This is a genomic window from Paenibacillus chungangensis (genome assembly GCF_042675905.1).
In the GTDB taxonomy this organism is placed as follows: Bacteria; Bacillota; Bacilli; order Paenibacillales; family Paenibacillaceae; genus Pristimantibacillus; species Pristimantibacillus chungangensis.
Window position 1 is genome coordinate 1 of the sequence record NZ_JBHTJZ010000020.1, and the last position, 23173, is coordinate 23173.

Here is a 23173-nt window from a genome sequence, read left to right on the forward strand (position 1 = left end):
TTAAAAAAGATGACCCCTGTTCAATACAGGAATCATCTTTTGTCTGCCTCGTAAATCTTCAATACCACTCTTTTTTAAAGTGTCCTTGACAGAGGGTCCAGATTAGGGATATCTCCCTCTGGCTTCTCTTTTTTTTCAACTTATGGACGATACAGATAGCTTGCTATTGCTGATTTTGTTGATTTTGTTGATTTTGATTTTTTTGCATTGCATTCGCTTGGTTAGCTGCGTTTGCACCATTGTTAGTGGCATTCTGGTTGAACTCTTCTGCGAATTCAGCGTTATATTGTTGGTTATTTTGCTGCGCTGTCGCTTTGTTGTTTTTGTTTTTTGCCATTGCTATCACCTCCCCGTTCAGCTTTAGTATGGCAATTGAATCTCAATTTATTCAGGAGAATTTACTACTTAACCATTAAGATTCCAGATAAGCCTGGGGTATCGTCTTGTCCGCTTGCACAGCCCGATTGATCTCATTGAGCCAAGCCTGGCTCAGCTTGCCGGATCCCCGTCTCAGCACCTGGACCTCCACTTTTCGTTTGCCCCACTGTTCATATACTTCCTTTATCGTGTCAAAATAGAGATCAATCCGTCTGCCTTTAATGGCCGATCCTGTGTCTGCGACAACACCGTACCCGTATCCCGGGATGAACAAAAGGGTTCCGATTGGCAGTACCTTGGGGTCTGCAGCGATTGTCGATACGCCGTCGCGCCGCACTTTCACCCCTGAATACGTAATGCCGTAACCGGGATGTCCGGGCCGCTTGCCTGTAGATTCATATCCCGCCGTATAGCCGGTGGCAATCACTTCAACCATCTCTACCTTGTCAACAACTTGCTTCAGCCCGGCAGGCTCCGCTGCCGCTTCCAGCTTCGTGAAGGGGCTCATCGCAACATATAGAGCTGCAAGCACCATGACCAGCATTTTCCTCCAATATGCAAAAAAGCTTGTAGCCATCTGGGTAACTTCCTCCTTCTAAAGAAGAAGATTACCCAAAGCTACAAGTCTTATTCCTGTAAAATTATTCCTTATTGTCAATTTCCTTAGTTAGCAACGCAATCAGTTCAACTAGCGCCATGGAGCCGATATCTCCTTCGCCACGCTTGCGGACCGATACGGAGCTGGCATTCATCTCGTTCTCTCCCACGACAAGCATATACGGCGCTTTCTCCAGCTGCGCTTCGCGGATCTTGTAACCCAGCTTCTCGTTACGCAGATCGCTCTCGACACGAATACCGGCTTCCCGCAGCATCTCGGCCACTTCACGGGCATAAGCCTCGTATGCGGTCGATACGGGTATAACCTTCGCTTGTACCGGCGATAGCCATAATGGCAGCGCCCCGGCGAAGTTCTCCAGCAAGTAAGCCGTCATTCGCTCCATCGTACTGATAATGCCCCGGTGAATGACGACCGGACGATGCTTCTTCCCATCCTCGCCGACATATTCCAGCTCGAATCGTTCCGGCAGCAGGAAGTCTAGCTGAGCCGTAGACAGCGTCTCTTCCTTGCCCAGTGCCGTCTTGATCTGCACATCCAGCTTCGGACCGTAGAAGGCCGCTTCACCTTCCGCCTCGAAGAACGGCAGCTTCAGTTCCTCCACAACCTCGCGCAGCATGCGCTGCGACATTTCCCACATCTCATCATTCTGGAAGTACTTCTCCGTATCTTGCGGATCACGGTAGGACAAGCGGAAGCGATATTCCTTAATGCCGAAGTCTTCATATACTTTGCGGATCAGATTGACGACGCGTGCGAACTCTTCTTTGATTTGATCCGGGCGACAGAAGATATGCGCATCATTCAATGTCATCGCGCGAACGCGGTGCAACCCCGTCAATGCGCCGGACATCTCGTAGCGGTGCATCGTGCCAAGCTCCGCGATGCGGATCGGCAGATCGCGATAGCTGCGCATGCCGCTCTTGTACACCATCATATGATGGGGACAATTCATGGGTCGCAGCACGAGTTCCTCGTTGTCCATGACCATCTTCGGGAACATGTCCTCGCTGTAGTGCTCCCAATGGCCGGATATTTTGTACAGGTCGACATTGGCCAGCACCGGCGTATAGACGTGCTCGTAACCGAGTCGCTCCTCCAGATCGACGATATAGCGCTCCATCGTTCTGCGCACCTTCGCACCGTTAGGCAGCCATAGCGGAAGCCCTTGGCCCACCTCGCGAGAGAAGGAGAACATGTTCAATTCACGTCCCAGCTTGCGGTGATCTCGCTTCTTCGCCTCCTCCAGGAAGTGCAGATGCTCATCCAGCTGCGCCTTCTTCGGGAATGCCGTACCGTATATACGCTGCAGCATCTTGTTCTTGGAATCGCCGCGCCAATAAGCGCCGGCAATGCTGAGAAGCTTGAATGCCTTGATCCGACCCGTCGACGGCAGATGCGGTCCGCGGCACAGATCGAAAAATTCACCCTGATCGTACATCGTAATGACAGAGTCCTCGGGCAGATCGTTGATCAACTCCAGCTTCAGATGATCTCCCAGCTCCTCATAGATGGATAACGCTTCTTCCCGGCTAACTTCGCGGCGGCGAATATCCAGATTCTGACCGACGATCCGGTTCATCTCCTTCTCGATCTTAACCAGATCCTCAGGCGTAAGCGATTGCTCCATATCGATATCGTAATAGAAGCCGTCTTCGATCACAGGTCCGATGCCCAGCTTTACATTCTTCTCTCCAAATATACGCTTGATCGCTTGCGCCATCATATGAGCCGTGCTATGACGGTATACTTCCATTCCATCCGCAGAATCCAACGTGACAATCTCAATCTGAGCGTCCTGCTGAATCGGCGTATACACATCTACAGTTTTTCCGTTCAATTTGCCTGCGATCGCATTCTTCCGCAGCCCCGGGCTAATGGAGCCCGCCACTTCTTCAATCGTAGTCCCGGCAGCGTACTCTCGCACCGCTCCGTCGGGAAAAGTCACTTTCACACTCATTGCCATTGCCTCCTATAATTGATGTAACGCTATATGACCAGCCCCCGCGAAACACAAAAAAAGCACGCATCCCGCAAAGGGACGAGTGCTTGTGCTCGTGGTTCCACCCTACTTCAACCCGGATCGCCGCATGCCTGCATCCATGGTCCTCGTATGCTCTTATAACGGAGAGTTCCGGTACGGCTTACTGCCGCTCGCTTCATGAAAGAAACAGCGTGTTCAGCTATACAGCTACATAAGGGGTATATCCGCCAGCGTCTTGGAAGGAACTTGCAGCCCCGGGTTCCTCTCTCTGAACCAATCGCGATTGGCAGATACTTGTCTTTGTCATTGCTGTTGCATCGTATATGGTCAACATTATAGCCCTCCAGCAGCCATACGTCAAGGCTGGATCAGTTCGTGTAGGCTTCTGGAGCAAGCCGAGCAACCGACGCACACCGTTACTCGACCATCGAATATCGTCTCGATTGTGCGGATGACTCCCATCTCTGGCAGACGAGTATGAATACGAATTTGCTTGGGCGATGCCGATATAAGCGAGCTGATCACCATATCCTCAATATTCATTTCCGTCTCCAGCATTTCCGCAACGATCCGGTCTCCTTGCGGCTTGCAATCGATCAGTTTGAAGCTTTCATTGTACATGACGAATTCATGGCCGCCTTTATGGAGCAGATGCACAAGCGGAATTTTGGTCTCCTGTAGCTGAACGAAATACTTCAGCAACGAAATGAATTCCTGATATTGCTTGTCAAGCACATATTCATCCATGGCATATTCCACAATTTCCGTAAGCTCCGTACGGTAAGATGCTACACGAAAGGTCAGGAAGCCCTTCAAGTTCAATTCCCCATCCATCTGCAAATAGTGATGCAGCTCATCCGCTATCTTGCTCTTTCTTCTGGCGCGATCCGCATCGTGGAATCTTTTCCCCATTCCATCCCAATCATTGCCGAACAACAGCTCGTGGCAATACTTCTCGATGATGGAAGTGTCAATAGCGGGGTTGCTGCTATATTTTTTTCGAATCATGCTGGATAGTAACAGCGGCTCCAGTTCATTAATGACGAACTCGGCAATAATCCCCGCTGCCGCTTCAAATATGGCTGGCCCATGCTCCTGCAATCTGAACTGCGGCAATACGCCTTTGCAGCCAATGGATTCACGATTATTCATGTGAACTTCCACTAGAGGAGCTCCTTTCCCGTCAGCCATATGTAGTTCATTTATCAACCCTGTCAGCAATTGCTGTTTCAACTTGTCAATGCCGTCATGAAGACTTGCCTGCAACGTTACGGAGAACAAGTCCATGCGCTCACCCCTTTCCTTCCGTTACAGTATATGGCCTGAGAGTGCCGTATATACGAAGGAAAGATTGGTACAAGAGGATAATGAGAAAATAAAAATTCCCCCTTTCGCCTATAAAGACAAGGGGGAACGCTCCTAATTCTGCATGACGAAATCCTTGTCCGCTCTGTCGGATTCGTTGTACATGCGCAGAATATTGTATTTCGTATCGCGCTGGGCCGGAATTTTGCCCGCTTCGCGAATCAACTTCAAGATCAGATCGATATTGACCTTATGCGTCGTGCCGGCAGCGGATACGACATTCTCCTCAATCATCGTGCTTCCGAAGTCATTGCAGCCATATTGGAGCGACAACTTGCCCATCTCTGGCCCCATCGTCACCCACGACGATTGGAAGTTATCGATGTTGTCCAGCATAATACGGCTGACTGCGACAATACGCAAATATTCTTCCGGGCTTGCTTTCTCCAGCTTCAAGTTCGTGTTGTCCGGCTGGAACGGCCACGAGATGAAGGCCAGGAACCCCTTGGAATCGTAACCGCTAGAGATGCATTCATCCTGGGCGTCGCGCACCCGCAGCAGATGCAGTGCCCTCTCCTCGATACTCTCGCCAAGTCCGTATACCATCGTTGCCGTCGTGTTCATACCATGACGATGGGCCGACTTCATGACATCCATCCATTCCGTCCACGAGCCCTTCAGTCTGCTAATTTTCCGCCTGGTACGATCGTCCAGAATCTCCGCTCCGCCGCCGGGAAGAGAATCCAGCCCTGCCGCCTTCAGCTCGGCAACCACCTGATCCAGGGAAAGACCGTCCGACACGTCCTTCATCTTCATAATTTCCGCCGGAGAGAAGGAATGCATCGTAATGTTCGGGAAGCGGACTTTAATTTTGCGCAGCAAATCTGTGTAATAAGTAAACGGCAGATCGGGATTCGTTCCGCCTTGCATCAATATTTCCGTACCGCCTACGTCTACTGTTTCCTGAATCTTCTGCAGTATGGTATTGTCGTCCAGCACATAGCCTTCTCCAGACTTCGGAGACCGGTAAAATGCGCAGAAGCGGCAGTACACGTCACATATATTCGTATAGTTGACGTTACGTCCTACTACGAATGTCGTAATGGGGTCGGGATGCCGCCGCAGCATCAGCTGATTGGCAGTATGCCCCATCTTCTCTATCGCGTCGGAAGCAAGCAGCTCCATACATTCGTCCATGTTAATTCGCTCGCCTCTTAGAGCTTTGTCCAGTATTGGGTCTATCGCGCTCATCCGCCAGACCTCCTTAAATTTGCTTATCCTATCAATCGTAACATAGAAGCTTCTTCGCAGTCACCCACCTGATCAAGGGTCAATATGTCAAAAAAGCGAATAATGATGTCAGCTTCTATTGTTCCAATTCCAGTCTGGCCGCTTCCAGCGCCTGCTCCAAATCCGCAATCAGGTCGTCGGCATGCTCGATTCCGACAGAGAAGCGAAGCAGCCGGTCGTCGACGCCCACCGCTCTGCGAATCTCCTCCGGAATATCAGCATGAGTCTGTACGGCGGGATAAGTCATTAGCGACTCGACGCCACCCAGGCTTTCCGCGAAAGCGATCAATCGGATATGACACAGCACCGGCTCTACATAGCGGGCATCCTTCAGACGGAAGGAGAAGATGCCGGTATTGCCCGATGCCTGCCGCTTCTGAATGTCATGTCCGGGATGATGCGGCAACGCCGGGTAATAGACGTCCTCGACAGCAGGATGCTCCAGCAAGTATTCCGCGATTGTTGTCGCATTGTATTCATGACGCTCCATACGGAGCGCAAGCGTCTTCATGCCGCGCATAAGCAGCCAGGAATCCTGCGGTCCCAGCACCGCTCCGATAGAATTATGCAGAATCGCCATCTCCGAGGACAACTCTTCACCCTTGGTAACAATGAGTCCCGCAAGCACATCGTTATGACCGCCCAGGTACTTGGTTGCACTATGCACGACGATATCCGCCCCCAGCTCGATCGGCCGCTGCAAGTAAGGCGTCAGCAGCGTATTGTCCACGATCGACAGAAGCCCCTTGCTCTTCGCCCAGCTGCATGCCCGCTCCAGATCCGTTATCATCATTAGAGGATTGGTGGGCGTCTCGATCAATAGCGCTCGCGTATTGACCTGCAACGCAGCCGTCATGTCGTCGATATCGTTCGTATCTACATAAGAAGCGCTGACACCGAATCGGCTCATAATTCTCTCCAGTAGCCGGTAGGTGCCGCCGTACAGATCTAGCGATACGATGAGGTGATCGCCTTGACTGAAGTAAGCGAATACCGTCTGCAGCGCCGCCATACCGGAACTGCACGCGAAGCCGGCATCCCCTTTCTCCAGCTGTGCCGTAGCTTCCTCCAGCACTGCACGTGTCGGGCTCTTCGTACGGGAATAATCGAAGCCCGTGCTCTGTCCCAGCTTGGGATGCCGGAACGCGGTTGCTTGATAGACAGGACAGCTAACCGCACCCGTTTCAGGGTCCACTTGCGAACCGATTTGCGCCAACTGACTTTCCATTTTCATAGTCGATCGCCACTCCTATTCTTCATCTATATCCCGCCGCCAAGCTCATACGGGGTTTGCTGATATACATAATAATTAAGCCAATTGGAATACAACAGATTGGCATGCGCTCTCCACGTTGCAAGCGGCATCGCCGAGGGATTATCGCCCGGGAAATAATTGCGCGGCAACGCGCATGTCATCCCTTTCGCGATATCCCGGTCATATTCGAATTTCAAGGAGGTAGGATCATATTCAGAGTGGCCGGTCACGAATATTTGACGGCCGTCCTTCGACGCTACGATGTACACGCCCGCTTCCGGCGACTCCGACAGTATCTCCAGTCTGTCTACACGCGCAATATCTTCGCGGCGCACCTCCGTATGACGAGACTGCGGGACGAAGAACAGCTCGTCGAACCCTCTCAGCAGCGGTACGTTGCGCTTCTCGATCGTATGAGTGAAGACGCCGAACATCTTCTCCTCCAGCTCGTACTTCGGGACGCCGAAGTGATGGTACAAGCCCGCTTGCGAGGCCCAGCATATATGGAAAGTAGACGTCACGTGACGCTTGCTCCAGTCCATAATCGTCTTGAGCTCTTCCCAATAGGTGACCTGCTCGAACGGCAGGTGCTCTACGGGAGCTCCCGTAATAATCATGCCGTCGAAATATTGATGGGCGATTTCATCGAAGGTTTTGTAGAATGACTCCAAATGCTCCGTAGACGTGTTCTTGGAAATGTGCGTAGCGGGATGCAGCAGCACCACTTCCACCTGAAGTGGCGTATTGCCGATTAACCGCAGCAATTGCGTTTCTGTCGTTTCCTTCGTAGGCATCAAATTCATTATCGCTATGCGCAATGGACGAATATCCTGATGGTAGGCTACGCTTTCGTCCATGACAAATATGTTCTCGTTTGTTAGTATTTCCTTTGCCGGCAAATGGTCAGGCACTTTAATCGGCATTGTTCATCACTCCTCCTGGTCGTTATGATCGAAAAAAGGACCCTTTCTCTTGAGAGAAGGGGCCACACGAAAAAAATGGACCTCTCTCATCTCTCAGAAACTGTTCGTTTCCGCAAGAATTAGCACCGTGCTTCATGCCGGTTGCCGGGCTTCATAGGGCTAGTCCCTCCGCCTGCTCTTGATAAGAAAGTTACCTATTCTGTTGTTGTAGTTATAACTAGCTTATACTTTAATGCATTATGCAATCGCCGTCAAGCGTCAGCTTGCATAAGTTGTATGAAGAGGGATCGGTCCCATTTTCTCCTTGAATGATAAGCCCTCGCAGGAGTATACTAGACAAGGATTGACATGAAGAACAATGAGGACAGAGGGGTGAATGGCGATAATGGAAGGGGACGAACGATCAGTCCGGGACATCAATTGCCAGGCAGTCTGCCGGCATAGACTCCGCTGCAGCCCAATCGCTATAGATACCCTGCACTTCGATTAAGCAGTATGCCGGAGTGAACGGAGCGATGAAGCGCGATACAGCATGCAGCTTGCCCGCCGGCAGTCTCCTGCAAGAAGCGAGAGGAGATACTGCGTATGAAAATCAGACATGTAAGCAATGGCGTATTCAGCACGATCGATCATATTGAACAAACCCTTGTCGCACCGGCAGAGGGCTTCTATTGGATTGACGCCGACGTAGAGGATCTCGTAGAGCTCCAGCCGCTGTTCGGCATGCACGATCTGGCTGTAGAGGATTGCTTGAACGAAGAAGAACAGCGTCCAAAGATTGAAATATACGAGCATCACTATTTCATCGTCATTAACAGCATTCGGTTCGATGACGAAGAAATTTTCCTGAGGGCTCTGAACATCTTCCTTGGCAGGCATTATATCATTACCGTTACAAAACAAAAAATCAACGAACTGCGCACATTTAAACCGATTCTATGGGAACAGGAGGTCAACCAGCCCGATCAGTTCCTGTATTATCTGGTCGATCTGGTCGTAGACAATTACTTCCTGGTAGGAGATCGTATCGACACGCGTATCGAGACGCTGGAAGAGGACATTCTTATGCATACGAAGAAATCCCATCTGAACGAAATTATCGGTCTGCGAGGCGAGATTCTGTGGGTCAAGAAGGTGCTTGGCCCGCAACGCGAGGTCATCGCCACCTTGAACAAAAAAGAGCTAAAGCTCATCGACGATCAGCTGCAAAAATATTTCAGCGACGTCTACGAAAACGCTCTGAAAATCGCGGAATCATTCGATACGTACCGCGACCTGATGGGCAACCTTCGCGAGGCGTACCAGTCCTCCCTGTCTAGCCGTGCTAATGAAATCATGCGTGTCTTCACAGCCATTACGACGATTTTCATGCCTCTTACCTTTATTACCGGCATATACGGCATGAACTTTGATAACATTCCCGGACTGCATTTCCGTTACGGCGCGTATATTTTGCTTGGCGTTATGCTATTGCTCGGTTTATGTATGGCAATTGTTTTTCGCAAGAAGGAGTGGCTGTAGCGCCATTCCTTTTTTTTGATGGCAATCGGAATTTTCGTTATAATGAGAAAGCCAGTGTGCTTTCGACTGTTGAAAGGAGGGAATAACTGGTTATGAATATGAGCCAACTGGAAACACTGCTCACCATATCCAAAACGATGAGCTTCCGCAAGGCTGGCGAACTGCTTAACTTGACTCAGCCCGCCGTCTCCGCTCAAATCAAAAGCCTGGAAGACGAATTCAAAACCATGCTGATCGATCGCAATCAGCCTGTTACATTAACAGACCACGGTAAAGTATTCCTGGAGCATGCGGAGCAAATACTATCTATCGTAGAAGAACTGAAGATGAAGCTGTCCGACTTGAACCAGACGCCGCAAGGACATATTATATTGGGAACAACCGCATCTATAGCCGTTCAAATATTACCGCGTGTACTGTCCTATTTCCAAAATCAATATCCGCTTATTAAAACAACAATATATACGATGCCTTCTACACAAGTGATGAACAGTGTCGAGAGCGGCACTCTGGATGTAGGCATTACTTACTTGTCTGAGAAAAATCCCAATATCGATTCATCCATCCTATATTATGACACGTTCGAGCTTGTCGTCTCGCCTGATCACCCCTTAAGCCACTTGAATCATACCACTATCGACAAATTGAAAGACGTGCCTATGATAATGCTGGCTCCCGACACGCTGGGCCGCCGCTTCGTAGACGGTATCTTCAGCAAGTACAATATCCAACCGAATATCGTCATGGAGTTGTCCAGCAGCGAAGAGATCAAGCGTATGGTGGAGATCGACCTTGGCGCCGCTATCGTATCCAAGCTGTCGATTCCCAACGAATTGAGGCTGGGTACGCTCAAGATGATCAAGGTAAATGAACTGGAGACGCCTCATCCCGTAGGAGTCGTGTACAAGTCGGGCCGTTACTTGAATACAGCCATGCGGCAATTTCTAAGCGATTTGAAAGGAATGCCGGAGCATCACTTCATTAGCAGCGAGTAAACGAGGAGGAATGAAAAGTGAAATTCGATTTACATACCCATCATTTTCGATGCGGTCATGCCGACGGCAACATTGAGGATTATATCGTAGCAGGGATAGATGCCGGGCTGAAGGTCATCGGCATCTCCGATCACAGTCCGTTCTTCTATCACGACGAGGATCAGCCCTTTCCCGGAATTGCCATGGCTACAAGCGATTTGCATCATTATGTAGAGGAAGTGCTGCGCCTGAAGCGAAAATACGAGGGCCGCATCGAAGTGCTGCTGGGCATGGAGTCGGACTACTTCGCTGAACATGCCGATGTCTATCGCGAAGCGTACCGGGACATCCCGTTCGATTACTTGATCGGCTCAGTACACCAAGTCAGGGGCGTCAGCATATTCAACCGCAATCGCTGGAAGAAGCTTGATGAAGCGGGCCATGTAGTGGAGAAGGAAACGTATTACGATCTGATCAAGCAATCCGCGCGAAGCGGCATGTTCGATATATTGGGGCATATCGATGCGATGAAGGGCTATTATCCGGCCTTCTCCGCAATTCCCGCTGCGGACAGCATCGATGACTGCCTGCGGACGATCGGTGAGTGCGGCGTCTCGATCGAGATCAACACTTCCGGCAGTACGAAGGATGTAGGCGGCTGGTATCCGTCTGACGATATTTTGGAGCGGGCGCTCCACTTCGGCGTTAACGTCACCTTCGGGTCGGATGCGCACATCCCCGGGCGTGTCGGCGACGAATGGGAGCTCGTGGCGAAGCGGCTGAAGGAGATCGGCTTCAAGCAATGGCTTTTTTACCGCCAGCGGCAGCCCGTCATTGTGCCGTTGTAATACTGTTTTTCGCTTAACAGGACAACCTCCCTCCCGCCTGACTGGTGGCTCGGGAGGTTTTTTTAGAGTCTCGATTTTCCTGCGCTGGCACCGAGGCAGCCTAGCTTTAGAAGCGATTTATAGACCAGACAAAAAAAAGCGGACCTGCTCTCGGCAGGTCCTCAATATATGATATGAAAAGGGGGTCTTGCTACTATAATACCCCCTGGATGTAAAACGAACGTAACAGAAACATTTCATTTGTGTAACAAATGCTGGAGTGTGTCGGACATGTCCCGTCATACGGTTCAAACTTACTTTTTGTTCGTTAATATGTTACAATATTGAATAAGAAACGGGGTGATAGCATTGGATTATTCTACAATGTGCCCAAGGTACGAAGCCGCGGCCGATCTGCTAGGGAAGAAATGGACAGGAAGAATTATATTTGTCTTGCTCGGAGGACCAAGACGGTTCAAGGATATGAAGGAACAAATTCCAGAGATGAGCGACAAGATGCTTACAGACCGCATGAAGGAGCTGGAGACATTAGGTATCGTCAATCGCCACGTCTACCCGGAAATGCCGGTGCGAATCGAATATGAGCTCACGGATAAAGGAAGAGACCTGAAGCCAGTCATCCAATCTATTCAAAAATGGGGAGAACAGTGGATGTAACAGCAACTGGAATCTTCTCATGCACGAAGGAAAGAAGCCTCTAGTCCTCATAATCGAGGAACTGGAGGCTTTCTTGTTGACTATGTCCTAGCAGGAGCATCGTAATTAATGCATGATCCAGCCGCCGTCCACGTTAATTGTCTGACCCGTCAGGAAGTCGCTGTCAGCGGATGCGAGAAAAACGAAGCTTCCCTCCAGATCAGAGCTGTTCATCCGTCGGGCGAACGTCTGCCTGGCTGCCAGAAAATCTTCAATGCCGATTAGCGCCTCTGCCCCCACCTTCTCCTCCTCCGTCTCCGTCCAGACAGCTCCGGGAGTAATGCAATTCACATTTATCCCATACGCTCCCACTTCCCGCGCAAGCGCACGGGTGAAGCCGACGACAGCGCCTTTGGAAGCAACATAATGAAGGAATTCCGCTTGTCCTGTGAAGTAGGTAATGGATGATACGTTAATGATTTTGCCGTATTGATTATCTTTCATGGATGGAAATACCGCTTTCGCACACAAAAACTGAGATTTGACATTCACATTCATAATATGATCCCATTCATCAGACGTAATCTCATACCACTTCTTCCGGGGATCAATCGCCGCATTGTTAACCAATATATCCACCTTGCCGTAGCGACGAATCGTCTCGCCTACCATCTCCAGCACATCCGCTTCAAGGGACACATCCGCTTGATGAAAGAACGCCTCTCCTCCTGCTCTCCTGATCTCCTCAACGAGCTCGCGTCCATGCTCAGCATGGGCTATATCGTTAACGACAACCGTTGCACCCTCCTCTGCGAAGCGCTTTGCAATAGTGGCTCCAATAGAGCGCGCAGCTCCGGTAATAATAGCCGTTCTCCCTTGTAATCTCATGCCTGATTCCTCCTCGTTCATGAGCAAGATCCGCCTTCCAATGCAGGTCGCGCCGATCGAGTATATTGCAATAATGCTCCCTTATGATTCATCTTGGGCGGAGCCCAGCTGCTCATACGTCGTTCGATAATTGCTTTCACTTCATCTGAAGACTGCCGCTTGCCTTCCGTACCCACAATATCGATTGATCGGTTCGGAATATCGATCAAGATGATATCGTTATCCTGCACGACGGCAATTGGACCGCCATCCATCGCCTCTGGGCCCAAATACCCGACGCAAGGCCCCCTCGTAGCGCCAGAGAACCTGCCGTCCGTCACTAATGAAGTCGTACGAGATAGCTCGGGATCGGATGCAATAAGCTCCGACATGAAGAACATCTCCGGCATGCCGACCGCCTTCGGCCCTTGATAACGAATAATAATAATATCGCCGGGCACAATTTCCTTCGCGAGAAGCGCGTCCACTGCCGAACGCTCCGAATCGAACACTTTGGCGGGGCCACTATGTACCTGCATCTCCTGCACAACTGCCGACTTTTTGATCGTGCATCCGTTCGGAGCTAGGTTCCCTTTCAATACGGCAAGCGAGCCTTCCGTCTTCAACGGCTTCTTGTACGGATAGATGACATTGCGCCGATTCAGCTTGTAGTTCGCCAGGAACATCTCTGCGAATCTGGGCATCTCATTATTGCGGAACGCTTCCAGATTATCACGAATCGTGTGTCCCGTCACGGTTAATTGATCCAGATGCAGCTCATTCTTCAGCTCCTGCATGACGGATGGAACACCTCCCGCATACCAGAACAACTCGGTTGGATATTGCCCCGCTGTCTTCGTATCGACAAGCACCGGTATATTGCGATGAATACGGTCGAATGTGTCCGCGTCAAGCTCGATTCCGATCTCCCTGGCGATCGCGATGAGATGCATGACCGCATTCAGTGATCCGCCGACCGCGGAGTGAATCATAATCGCATTCTCGAACGCTTCGCGCGTCAATATGCTTGACGGCGTAATGTCTGCCTCCACAAGCCGCATCACCTGCTGACCCGCCGCACGGGCGGCACGCTTGATCTCGGCATTCGTCGCCGGAATAAGCGCCGACCAAGGCAGCGCAAGGCCAAGCGCTTCCGCCATGACCTGCATGGTAGCTGCCGTGCCCATATATTGACATGCCCCGCAAGTTGGACAACAAGAGCGCTGGAATGCCAGGAATTCCTCCTTCGTCATTTTATTCTGATCCACTTCCACGCTCATATGCCACAGCTCTTCATTGGAGCGCATGCAGGGCCCCGCGCCCATGGCGCCTCCGGGCACATGAATGGCGGGAATATTAAGCCGCGCTATCGCCATAAGATGCGCAGGCACGGCCTTGTCTCCCGCAGACGACAATACCATCGCATCGAACGGTGTAGCCATGGCGTGAATCTCTACCATCGACGCAATCATATCCCGGGACAGCAAGGAATAGTGCATGCCATTGTGAGCTTGCGCTACGCCATCGCAAATATCGGTCGTCGTATACAACGCGGGCTTGCCGCCCATCTGAAAAACGCCTTTCTCCACCTCGCCTACCAGTTCACCGAGATGATAAGAGCTGGGATGACTGGCCCCATGCGTGCTTTCCACAAGCACCTGCACTTTGTCCAGATCTTCGACCGACCAGTCCATCGACATCCGAAGAGCATCCCCTTCGAAGCTGATCTTCCGCGCTTTCTGACTCTCTAGTTCCCTTCTATCGTCCATCTATCTCTCCGCCTTTCCTGAGCCGCCGCTCTTCTCGCTTGTCCACTGGAATGTCTGATCGAACGGATACATCGGCCTCTCAATTCTGTGATAAGTTAATGATAATAAATTAGCCGTGCTGCTGCCTGGAGTGTCCAGAATATAAATATGATCGGACAGCTTCTCGTACTCTGCCCGGAATTGATTCGCCGACTTGACCATCACGATATCGTAAGCCAGAGGCTCCAGTCCCATGGAACGATACATGGCAGGGTCTCCTGTGAAAGTAGGCTTCTCGGACAGCAGCACCGTAATCGTGCCGATCTGGAACACAACGCATCTTCCCATGTCGCCTGTCGTATTCTCAGCATAGCCTTGACCGAACCGGAACTTCCCGTCTCCGATGCGCCGAACGGTTCCCTTCACTTGCAGCGGCTCACCTCCGCCGACATGCACGGAATAGCCCAAGCTGAGCAGCGCATCACTTCCAACACCCGCTTCAATCGCCCGGGCAACGGCAGGCGCATCCACCATCGTTATGAGACAGGTAAGCTTGTCCTCCATACCCATGGAGAGCAGTTGCTTCAGCACTGCATTGCTGTCTCCTGTCGAGCCTGCGCCTGGACTGTCCGCCGAATCGGACATGATGATCGGTTGCCCGCTCTTCTCGGTTAATGCGATCTCTGCAACTTCCTCTACGGAATACAGCCGTACATCGAATTGTTCTCTGAGTTGCCATGCGAGATCGGCCAACCGCGCCGCCTCCCTCTGCGCGCTTAATTCATCAGGTCCAACGACGACGGCAGCGAACCCCATCTCCTGAATATCCAGCCAAGGTTGAACCGGGAACAGAGAGGACGCAAGCGAGCAACCCGACAGTTCCCCCTTCTCCGCCTCCCGCCACAATTCGGCGAACGGACCGCGCAGCGTACCTCCATTCTCTGCCGGCACAATCATCGGTACTTTCACCATCGCAATGGAAGGGACAACTTGCTGACGTATTATGGAGAACAGCAGCTTCGCCGCTCGCGAGCCGGTCTCGATGAAATCAATATGAGGAAATGTTCGGAATCCAATGAGTCCATTAACTTGCTCAACCATCCTTGAAGTGACATTGGCATGTAAATCCAGCGAAATCACAAGCGGGACATCGTCTCCAATAACATTTCTTATAACGCCTAACAATTCACCTTCCACATCATCGCAGCCCTCCGCCACCATCGCCCCATGGAAAGCAAAGTAGACTCCATCGTAATTGTCTGCCTTCCGTAGATGATCTTCCACAATTCCCTTCAACTGCTGAAGCGCATCTTTCTTGAATGTGCCGGATGAGACCGCATGGCCGAACACCGTTGGGATGCAGTTGACCCCTTCTTCCTTCGCTGCTTGATAGAAGCCGTTAATTTCATTGGCAACGTTCATGCTCTCTAATTCACTGCCCTGCACGTATAATTGATTATAGAAATTCTCCATCGTGCTCGGAGATGGGCTAAATGTATTGCTTTCTTGCGATATTCCTCCGACCAGCACCCGCAATGATCGCCACCCCTTTCGGATTTTTATGGTTACACTATACACCCATTTTGTATTATTGTCTACAATCTTACAAACTTATTTTAGAATGTTGTCTATCATATCGTTTACTTCCATCTTTCAATTCAGTAGTATATAAAGATACATAAAATGAAGTTATGAAAGAGAGCGGGTAAGTAAAATGAGTGAATTCCGATTCGAAGAGCAAAAAACAACATCACTTCGTCATAAAATCACGGAAGAAATTCGCAAAGCCATCTTCCAAGGCAAGCTTAAGCCGGGCGACCGGCTGCGCGAGACCGAAATGGCGAATCAAATGGGAGTCAGTAGAGGGCCGATCCGGGAAGCGATCCGCATGCTGGAACAGGAAGGCGTGCTTTATTCCCAGCCTTATAAAGACACAATGGTGGCGGAAATTTCTCGTGAGGAAGTAACGGAGGTGCTGCTTCCGATGCGGTTGACGCTGGAGACGTTCGCGATTTCCAAAGCACTGCCTGCACTAGATGATCAGCACATAGCGAATCTGAGCCAATTGATTGAGGATATGAAGAAAGCGGCCGCAGACAACGATCTGTACAGGCTGGCGGATTGCGATCTCGCGTTCCATGAATACTTGCTGACGATGTCGGAGATGCCGAATATGCTTGGCATTTGGACTTCCATCTGCAATCGTATCCGATTGCACTTTATTGTAGAGGGAAGAGCTTATGAGGATTTCACCCCTTTACTGCAAGATCATGAATTGCTGTTGCATACGATCCTCGAAGGCGATATGGAACGAATAAAACCACTGCTTGCGCACCATATTTTGGGTGACCCGAGTGCAGGAGGACACCGTCACGGCTAAATATCGCGGATGCGAAAAAAAGGTTATCCTGACGAAGCACTTGTTAGTGCTTCGTCGGATAACCTTTTCATATACCAGGGTAATCCATCGTCAGACTAAATTTACTTTAGATTAAACCCGCCTTCTCAAGCAGGCGCTGAACAATAACCGCGACCTCGGCATTGGTCAAGTAAGCGTCAGGCGACAGCTCATGCTCGCTTCTGCCTCTGATGATGCCAAGCTTCACATTCAAGGCGATACTTGCCATCGCCCAGTCGGAGGCTTCTTCGATATCGTTGAATTGCTCCAGCAATACTGCCGTTTCCTGAGCGGAAAGCTCGCTGTGCAAGCCTGCAATTTGCATAGCGTGAGCCATCGATACCATAACCTGCTCTCGTGTCATCCGCTCTACTGGACGGAAGGAGCCGTCTTCGTACCCGCTCAGCAGCCCATAATGATAGGCGGTCGCAATGGCATCATAATAGGCATTCTTCGCAGATACGTCCCCGAATGGAGTATCGCCGCTTACGGAAGGGAGTCCAAGCGCCTTGACGATAATCGCGGCAACCTCTTCACGCGTAATGTCCTGATCCGGCATATAGCTTCCATCCCGGGATCCGTTGACAATCATACGCGAACCCATATCATTCACTGCGTCTCTCGACCAGTGATCGGATACATCCTGATATTGTGTAGAATTGCTGATAACCGCATACGTTCCGTTCAGCATGCTGTTTATTTTGACGAAGTACTGCCCATTTCTCTCTACAACTTGTGTAGGGACATGATGATAAGTCCCGTCCGGTGTAATAATTATTGCTGTCGCAATAGAATCTGCTTCTGACTCCGATATCGCAATGAATCTCTCCACATAGGTTGCGAACAGCTCTACAGGAACGGTGCGATCATTATACTGAGCGCTTACGTCAAAACGCATTGGCGGGACGGCAAGCGTGTATCCGCCTTCTTCTGCGGCTTTTTCCAGCAAGGCTATGTCCTCATCGGACAACATCTCCAACGCAATGGAGATAATCAGTTTATCCAAATCCGATTGCGCTCCCGCTTGCCGCGCTAATTCAATCAAGTTCATTTGCTCTGCCGGAAGCCGATAGGTGCCCGTATCGGTTGTGACCTCAAGCATCGCCTGCTTCAGGATTAGCTGCTCCATCACTTTCCCGTTCAGCTGGCTTATCCATGCATCAGCCGAGAAGGCGATTGGAATGTGGATGACGACACCAGCTTCGGAAGCGGCAAGCTGCTTCAACAGCTCCTCTTCATCCACCGTCAACGTTGCCGTGCTGCGTCCATTGCTCTTGTACGACTTGATTGTTCCAATCAAGTATTTGACTCCATCAATGTATACTTCGGCATTGTTGCCGGACCCCTGTTCTGGATTTGAAGTGGATACAGGAACCATGAACGGGGTAGCGGATACTTCATTGGAAGCGGCGCTGACTCCTCCTTCGTTCCCAGCCTCCACTTTGAAATAATAAGTGGTTCCGTTCTGAAGCCAGTTCATGGTGTAGGTGCTGTCGGTGACGGTAACATCGGGCATGGCGTTGTAAACGCCCGGTGCAAGCCCTTTATAGACGTTATAGTACGTAGCGCCTGTTACTGTATCCCATTTCAACAATACGGTTGTATTGCCTGCTTGAGCGGACAGATTCTGCGGATTGGCCGGCGCATCTGGCAAGTTGACAGCTTGGGTCACCTGGAAAGTGACAGGCGTCATATTGTCTGCGCTAACCGTTACCGTCCCTGTATAAGTACCGGCGGGCAGTCCATTGTTCGCTTGAACGGTAAATGTCGTAGAAGGCTCGCCATCGTTCAGCATCTGGAGCTGTGGTTGCGTGATGATAAAGTCCGCACGATCCACTAACGCGGACAAATTGTTCAGATCCTGGTTGCCGGTTCGCGTAATCGTAATGGTCTTCACCTCTTGCGTACCATCCCCGTAATGCAGCATCAATGGCGCAGCCGACCAATTCGTAATTGGAGCTATGGTGTACGTCTGGATCGGCAGTATCGTTACGCTTACATGGAAAGACTTTGATTCAAGATCATCGGCCGATACTGTGATCGTTTCCGTGTATGTACCGGGGATTAGTGATAGATTTGGGCGAATCTGGAACACCGTAGAAGTACTGTTTTGTCCCAGCGCATTCGAATTGATCGTCCCAATCATAAAGTTGCTGTCAGCCCCCGCACTGGACTCCACCTTCAGACCCGCAATGGCGCTATGTCCAATTTTTTGCAGCGTAATATTCTGGGCCATGTTGTCGATAACGGTGTTGCTATACCCTTCTATCAGCGTCGGGAACGTTACCGTGCTGGTGGATACCGTAAAGTCTGTCGTTGGGTCGGGCACCACCGTAACGCTTACTTGGAACGACTTCTGCGTTATGTCGTCGGCAGAAACGGTGAACGTCTCGCTGTACGTGCCTGGAGTCAAATTCAAGTGAGGGCGAATCGGGAATACCGTCGATATTACACCGGAACTCATTGTGTTCGGATTAATTATCGGAATCATGAATTTCGTTGCAGCTTCTGCGCTGGATTCCACCTTCAGACCTGTAATGGCGCTCTTCCCCGGATTGGTTAGCGTAATATTATGAGCCACACTGTCGATTACTGTGTTGCCATACCCTTCAATCAATTGCGGGAACGTTACCGAGCTTGGGGACACCAACACGTCCGTCAGCGGATCGCGCACAACCGTAACACTAACCTGGAACGTGTGCGAGATGTCATTGTCTGCGGATACAGTAATCGTCTCCGTATATGTGCCAGACTTGAGGAACATGTTCGGGTAGATCTCGAATACGGTGGACGATATGTCAGATCCTAACGCATCTTTTCCAACATTTTCAATTGTGAACTTCGACTTATCGCCACCGCTCGCCGTGACGCTGAGGTTCGTTATTGCGCCGGTGCCTACTTTGGTTAGTGTTATATCTTCAACCATCGCATCTCTAGTATTCCTATCATAGCCTTCCGTCAGACTCTGGAATGTCAGAGTTCCTGTTTCCGATACGGTTATCCCTGTTGCCACAGGTGTTGGTGTTGGTGTTGGTGTTGGTGTTGGTGTTGGTATCGGGGGTAATGTTGGTATCGGCGGTGGTGTGAATATTGGCGGTGGTGTGAATATTGGCGGCGGTGTGAATATTGGCGGCGTTGGTATCACACTCGACTCCATTATCGGTGGTGGTTCCAACGGATCTGCCGCTACCGATACACTCCCCATCCCTCCAACGTTGACGATACCAATGAGATAACAGAGCACAATAAACGAAATAAATCCTTTTCTGAAAATAAAACTGTGGCGACTAGCCTTCATCCATACACACTCCTCCTAGAAGAATAAATTACATTAATTACCAACTATTAATTACCAACTTACCCCCTTCGACAATTATAGTCAATTAGTGCTATGTTGGCTATAAAAATTAAATATTCATTATAAAGATATGATCATGTAAATAGTAAAATAGACTCTGTAATCATGTTTAAATGATTTCAGAGTCTTAGCAGATCAACTTCTATTGACGTGTCGCTTCGAACACAAATGCTTGCCCGGAATGACCAGGCTGCTCCCCGAGCTTAAAATCTGCAGATACAATCACATCTCTGAAGCCGATCTCCGCAAGCACGAGCTTGAATTCCTCCACACCATACCAACGAAGTGCAAATCGCTGCAATTCTGTCTGGACTAATGCTCCGTCGCGCCACTTCTCATACTTCAGATGGGATACGGTATATTGATGCAGGAAATCCGCCTCGACCAGCTTCTCCTCCAACGTTATGATCTCTCCGCCAGGCATATGGAATGTTGAGGTTCCTGAAAATTTACCGCATTGGAAGTCGGTGTCGGGCAGAAACAAATCCAGAATGAGCCGCCCTCCCGGCAACAAATGCTCGTAAAGACGCCGCAAGGCAAGCAGAGACTGCTCACGCTGTTCGATTAGCAGGAAGGAGCCGCTTGGAATAATGATCGCTTCATAGCGATGCGGCAACGCAAGCTCCTGCAAGCCGGACTCGTACAAGTCCGCTGTCAGCCCCCTGTCTTCACAACGCTTGCGGCAGCTTGCCAGCATATCGGAAGAATAGTCCACTCCGTCTACTGCAAGACCGGTCTCCAGCAGCGGAATCATCACCCGCCCCGAACCGGCCATAGCTTCCAGTATGCGGCCATTGCAGCCAGTGAGTCGCTTCAGATAATAATCGATATCCCCATTAATGGACTGACCGATCGCCTTCGTATGATCATATACCTCCGTACATAATGGCCCGTAATTGCTGAATGACATCTCCAATCCCCCCGTTCATCCTAAATGGGAGTATACACCATATCAGCCGTCACTCGCGAGGAATAATCTCTTATAATCATTATGTCTCGTAACTATGGAGTTAGAAAGGAAAAAACAGCGGCAATACCAGCACCATAATGATGCCAAGCAGCACCTGTGCCGGCAATCCGATGCGCACATAATCCATAAACGTATAGCGTCCCGCAGACATAACGAGCGCATTGGGCGGCGTGGAGAACGGCACGGCGAAGCAGATGCTCGCAGCCAGCGTGACGGCAAACAAGTACGGCACCGGATTGACGCCAAGCTGAAGAGCCGCACCCAGCGCAATAGGAGCAAACAATACAGCCGATGCAGTATTGCTTATGAACAAGGTGACGAAGGATGTGGCGAAATATACGCCTGCAAGCAAGGCAAGCGGACCGAAGCTTCCCAAGCTGAGCACAAGCTTATCCGATATTAGCGCTGCCGCTCCCGTCTTCTCCACCGCGATCGACATCGGAATCATTCCGCCGATCAGCACAATGCTTTCCCAATTGACCGTCTTGTAAGCTTCTTCCATATTGCGCAGACAGCCCGTAGCTACCATAAGCACCGCTGCGATCATGACAGATATGACCGCAGGGAATATATCCGCTATCATAAGGACGACCATTGCGATCATAATCACAGCCGCAATCGGAGCTTTGTGGCTGAGCGGAACGGAAGCCTCCGCTTCCTCCGGCTGTCCGACGACGACTACGTCAGCATGTTCCTGGGACAGCTTCGCAATGCTCTTCCAAGCTCCTTGCACCAGCAGGGCGTCGCCGGAACGCATCCTCTCCTCCTTCAGCTCATGAAGCAGGTATTCGCCTCTGCGCTGGATGCCAAGTATATTCAAGTTGTATTGCTCGCGGAAGCCGGAATGCTTGACAAGTTGATTGATATGCTTGGAGTTCGGCGGTATTAGCACCTCCGCAATCCCTACCTCCGCAGAAGCAAATCCTTCCGTAGGCAACTGTTCCCGCTCCGCCGCATGCTGCCCCATCAGCTCAAGTCCGCAATCGTTAGCGAATGACTCCACCTGTTGGAAAAATCCCTTCACATATAATATATCGTTCTCCTCTATAATCGTATCCGGTCCCGCTACTTCTCCGTTCAACGTCTTGAAGAAGGGATTCTTGTGGGAGGACTTCCGTCTCACTTCACTAATATGTATACCGTATTGACTCGTAAGGGACAGCTCTTTGAGCGACTTGCCTATAAGAGCACAATTCATCTTCGCTTGTACGCGGTACAGATTGTCCGACAAGCTGTACTGCTGCGCCAGCTCCTGAAGGGAGCGCCTCTTCTTGCCTCCTTCTTTATCGATGCTGGACTTGGGCAGCAGGAACTTGCTAAGTACAATAATTAAGACTGTGCCTGCTATTAGGGCTACTGTTCCTACAGGTGTGAAGGAGAAGAAAGTCAGTTCCGTCACGCCAGCCTTCATCAGTGTCTCTCGAATGACCATATTCGGCGGCGTGCCAATCAGAGTCAGCGTCCCTCCCAGACTGCTGGCGAATGCAAGCGGCATAAGAAGCCTTCCTGGGCTGACTCCTGCGCTCATCGCCAAGCTGACGACAATCGGGAGCATGACCGCGACAGTTCCCGTATTGCTGACGAAAGCGCCGATAAAGGAGCTGGCCAGCATGACCGTTACAAGCAGCTTCGTCTCATTCTGGCCCGCCAGCTTAAGCAATCGCCCGCTCACCTGCCGGGCGAGTCCTGTATGGAAGATGCCTCCTCCGACGATAAACAAGCCAATCATCATAATGACGACGGAATTAGCAAAGCCAGACAAAGCTTCAGCCGGATTCAATATATCCAGTACAACCAATAGGATAAGCGCCATGATAGCAACCATATCCGATCGTATCTTGCCGCTGGCGAACAGGGCAGCTGAGCCTGCAAGTATAGATAGCGTAATTAACATCTCCGTATTCATGACCAGATACCCCTTCTATCACCGTTTGTCGCCGCTTCAATCGCAACATGCCTATAATAGCACAAGTCAGGATCAGCCGTATGTGACGTAACTCATACTGCCATGCTGGGCAAGGGAATGATTATCCGTATGCATGTACGATAAAAAGCAAGGCTGCTCCTCAAGCGGCAAACCGCTTGAGGAACAGCCTGATAAG

The 23173-nt window shown here is 50.6% G+C and carries 18 protein-coding genes and 1 riboswitch; of the genes, 5 read left to right on the forward strand and 13 right to left on the reverse strand.

Annotated features, from left to right (window positions below):
- Positions 1–163 precede the first annotated feature (163 nt).
- From ACFQ2I_RS13085 to metA, 7 genes are all read right to left on the reverse strand, one after another.
- Positions 164–337, reverse strand: coding sequence for a hypothetical protein (locus ACFQ2I_RS13085; RefSeq protein ID WP_377564786.1), 174 nt, complete (start codon positions 335–337; stop codon positions 164–166).
- 75 nt (positions 338–412) lie between these two features.
- Positions 413–955 (reverse strand): 3D domain-containing protein, encoded by a 543-nt coding sequence (locus ACFQ2I_RS13090; protein ID WP_377564787.1) that lies wholly within the window; start codon positions 953–955, stop codon positions 413–415.
- Between the two features lie 64 nt (positions 956–1019).
- The gene (gene thrS / locus ACFQ2I_RS13095; RefSeq protein ID WP_377564788.1) at positions 1020–2954 is read right to left on the reverse strand and encodes a threonine--tRNA ligase; all 1935 of its coding nucleotides are present in this window, start codon (positions 2952–2954) and stop codon (positions 1020–1022) included.
- 381 nt (positions 2955–3335) lie between these two features.
- Complete coding sequence (locus ACFQ2I_RS13100) at positions 3336–4265, reverse strand: putative sporulation protein YtxC (protein WP_377564789.1); 930 nt, start codon at positions 4263–4265, stop codon at positions 3336–3338.
- A gap of 132 nt (positions 4266–4397) precedes the next feature.
- The gene (gene mqnC, locus ACFQ2I_RS13105; protein WP_377564790.1) at positions 4398–5534 is read right to left on the reverse strand and encodes a cyclic dehypoxanthinyl futalosine synthase; all 1137 of its coding nucleotides are present in this window, start codon (positions 5532–5534) and stop codon (positions 4398–4400) included.
- 115 nt (positions 5535–5649) lie between these two features.
- A complete protein-coding gene (locus ACFQ2I_RS13110; protein WP_377564791.1) occupies positions 5650–6807 on the reverse strand; it encodes a PLP-dependent transferase in 1158 nt (385 codons plus the stop codon).
- Positions 6808–6833: 26 nt separating this feature from the next.
- Positions 6834–7751, reverse strand: coding sequence for a homoserine O-acetyltransferase MetA (gene metA, locus ACFQ2I_RS13115; protein ID WP_377564793.1), 918 nt, complete (start codon positions 7749–7751; stop codon positions 6834–6836).
- 83 nt (positions 7752–7834) lie between these two features.
- A riboswitch (SAM riboswitch) is annotated at positions 7835–7939 on the reverse strand.
- A 397-nt stretch (positions 7940–8336) separates the two neighbouring features.
- Here metA and corA point away from each other — a divergent pair.
- The 4 genes from corA to ACFQ2I_RS13135 all read left to right on the forward strand — a co-directional run bounded on the left by corA (position 8337) and on the right by ACFQ2I_RS13135 (position 11751).
- Positions 8337–9272 carry a magnesium/cobalt transporter CorA gene (gene corA, locus ACFQ2I_RS13120; RefSeq protein ID WP_377564794.1) on the forward strand — a complete coding sequence of 312 codons (936 nt, stop codon included), beginning with the start codon at positions 8337–8339 and terminating at the stop codon, positions 9270–9272.
- A gap of 92 nt (positions 9273–9364) precedes the next feature.
- Entirely contained in the window at positions 9365–10267 is a 903-nt protein-coding gene (locus ACFQ2I_RS13125; RefSeq protein WP_377564795.1) for a LysR family transcriptional regulator, read from the forward strand.
- Between the two features lie 17 nt (positions 10268–10284).
- Complete coding sequence (locus ACFQ2I_RS13130) at positions 10285–11094, forward strand: histidinol-phosphatase (protein WP_377564796.1); 810 nt, start codon at positions 10285–10287, stop codon at positions 11092–11094.
- A gap of 363 nt (positions 11095–11457) precedes the next feature.
- A complete protein-coding gene (locus ACFQ2I_RS13135; protein ID WP_377564797.1) occupies positions 11458–11751 on the forward strand; it encodes a winged helix-turn-helix transcriptional regulator in 294 nt (97 codons plus the stop codon).
- A 105-nt stretch (positions 11752–11856) separates the two neighbouring features.
- Here the strand turns inward: ACFQ2I_RS13135 and ACFQ2I_RS13140 are convergent, their stop codons facing one another.
- From ACFQ2I_RS13140 to ACFQ2I_RS13150, 3 genes are read right to left on the reverse strand one after another with little or no spacing between them, the layout of a single operon-like run.
- A complete protein-coding gene (locus ACFQ2I_RS13140; RefSeq protein ID WP_377564799.1) occupies positions 11857–12618 on the reverse strand; it encodes an SDR family NAD(P)-dependent oxidoreductase in 762 nt (253 codons plus the stop codon).
- Between the two features lie 17 nt (positions 12619–12635).
- Positions 12636–14366 (reverse strand): dihydroxy-acid dehydratase, encoded by a 1731-nt coding sequence (gene ilvD / locus ACFQ2I_RS13145; RefSeq protein WP_377564800.1) that lies wholly within the window; start codon positions 14364–14366, stop codon positions 12636–12638.
- Entirely contained in the window at positions 14367–15875 is a 1509-nt protein-coding gene (locus ACFQ2I_RS13150; protein WP_377564918.1) for a M81 family metallopeptidase, read from the reverse strand.
- Positions 15876–16059: 184 nt separating this feature from the next.
- Between ACFQ2I_RS13150 and ACFQ2I_RS13155 the strand changes: the two genes are divergently transcribed.
- The gene (locus ACFQ2I_RS13155; RefSeq protein ID WP_377564801.1) at positions 16060–16725 is read left to right on the forward strand and encodes a GntR family transcriptional regulator; all 666 of its coding nucleotides are present in this window, start codon (positions 16060–16062) and stop codon (positions 16723–16725) included.
- A 106-nt stretch (positions 16726–16831) separates the two neighbouring features.
- Here ACFQ2I_RS13155 and ACFQ2I_RS13160 read toward each other — a convergent pair whose 3' ends face one another.
- The 3 genes from ACFQ2I_RS13160 to ACFQ2I_RS13170 form a co-directional block, all read right to left on the reverse strand.
- Entirely contained in the window at positions 16832–20041 is a 3210-nt protein-coding gene (locus tag ACFQ2I_RS13160; protein WP_377564802.1) for an S-layer homology domain-containing protein, read from the reverse strand.
- Positions 20042–20243: 202 nt separating this feature from the next.
- Positions 20244–21011 carry a class I SAM-dependent methyltransferase gene (locus ACFQ2I_RS13165; RefSeq protein ID WP_377564803.1) on the reverse strand — a complete coding sequence of 256 codons (768 nt, stop codon included), beginning with the start codon at positions 21009–21011 and terminating at the stop codon, positions 20244–20246.
- A gap of 100 nt (positions 21012–21111) precedes the next feature.
- On the reverse strand, positions 21112–22977 hold the full coding sequence (locus ACFQ2I_RS13170; RefSeq protein ID WP_377564804.1) for an SLC13 family permease: 1866 nt from the start codon (positions 22975–22977) through the stop codon (positions 21112–21114).
- Between the last annotated feature and the right edge of the window lie 196 nt (positions 22978–23173).

What these genes read in the sequence shown, in the direction of transcription:
- ACFQ2I_RS13110 (WP_377564791.1), bottom strand. Translation starts at nt 6,807, where the DNA reads ATGAAAATGGAAAGTCAGTTGGCGCAAATCGGTTCGCAAGTGGACCCT.
- ACFQ2I_RS13170 (WP_377564804.1), bottom strand. Translation starts at nt 22,977, where the DNA reads ATGAATACGGAGATGTTAATTACGCTATCTATACTTGCAGGCTCAGCT.
- ACFQ2I_RS13160 (WP_377564802.1), bottom strand. Translation starts at nt 20,041, where the DNA reads ATGAAGGCTAGTCGCCACAGTTTTATTTTCAGAAAAGGATTTATTTCG.
- ACFQ2I_RS13100 (WP_377564789.1), bottom strand. Translation starts at nt 4,265, where the DNA reads ATGGACTTGTTCTCCGTAACGTTGCAGGCAAGTCTTCATGACGGCATT.
- corA (WP_377564794.1), top strand. Translation starts at nt 8,337, where the DNA reads ATGAAAATCAGACATGTAAGCAATGGCGTATTCAGCACGATCGATCAT.
- ACFQ2I_RS13140 (WP_377564799.1), bottom strand. Translation starts at nt 12,618, where the DNA reads ATGAGATTACAAGGGAGAACGGCTATTATTACCGGAGCTGCGCGCTCT.
- ACFQ2I_RS13165 (WP_377564803.1), bottom strand. Translation starts at nt 21,011, where the DNA reads ATGTCATTCAGCAATTACGGGCCATTATGTACGGAGGTATATGATCAT.
- ACFQ2I_RS13085 (WP_377564786.1), bottom strand. Translation starts at nt 337, where the DNA reads ATGGCAAAAAACAAAAACAACAAAGCGACAGCGCAGCAAAATAACCAA.
- ACFQ2I_RS13155 (WP_377564801.1), top strand. Translation starts at nt 16,060, where the DNA reads ATGAGTGAATTCCGATTCGAAGAGCAAAAAACAACATCACTTCGTCAT.
- metA (WP_377564793.1), bottom strand. Translation starts at nt 7,751, where the DNA reads ATGCCGATTAAAGTGCCTGACCATTTGCCGGCAAAGGAAATACTAACA.
- ACFQ2I_RS13090 (WP_377564787.1), bottom strand. Translation starts at nt 955, where the DNA reads ATGGCTACAAGCTTTTTTGCATATTGGAGGAAAATGCTGGTCATGGTG.
- mqnC (WP_377564790.1), bottom strand. Translation starts at nt 5,534, where the DNA reads ATGAGCGCGATAGACCCAATACTGGACAAAGCTCTAAGAGGCGAGCGA.
- ACFQ2I_RS13135 (WP_377564797.1), top strand. Translation starts at nt 11,458, where the DNA reads ATGTGCCCAAGGTACGAAGCCGCGGCCGATCTGCTAGGGAAGAAATGG.
- ACFQ2I_RS13125 (WP_377564795.1), top strand. Translation starts at nt 9,365, where the DNA reads ATGAATATGAGCCAACTGGAAACACTGCTCACCATATCCAAAACGATG.
- thrS (WP_377564788.1), bottom strand. Translation starts at nt 2,954, where the DNA reads ATGAGTGTGAAAGTGACTTTTCCCGACGGAGCGGTGCGAGAGTACGCT.
- ilvD (WP_377564800.1), bottom strand. Translation starts at nt 14,366, where the DNA reads ATGGACGATAGAAGGGAACTAGAGAGTCAGAAAGCGCGGAAGATCAGC.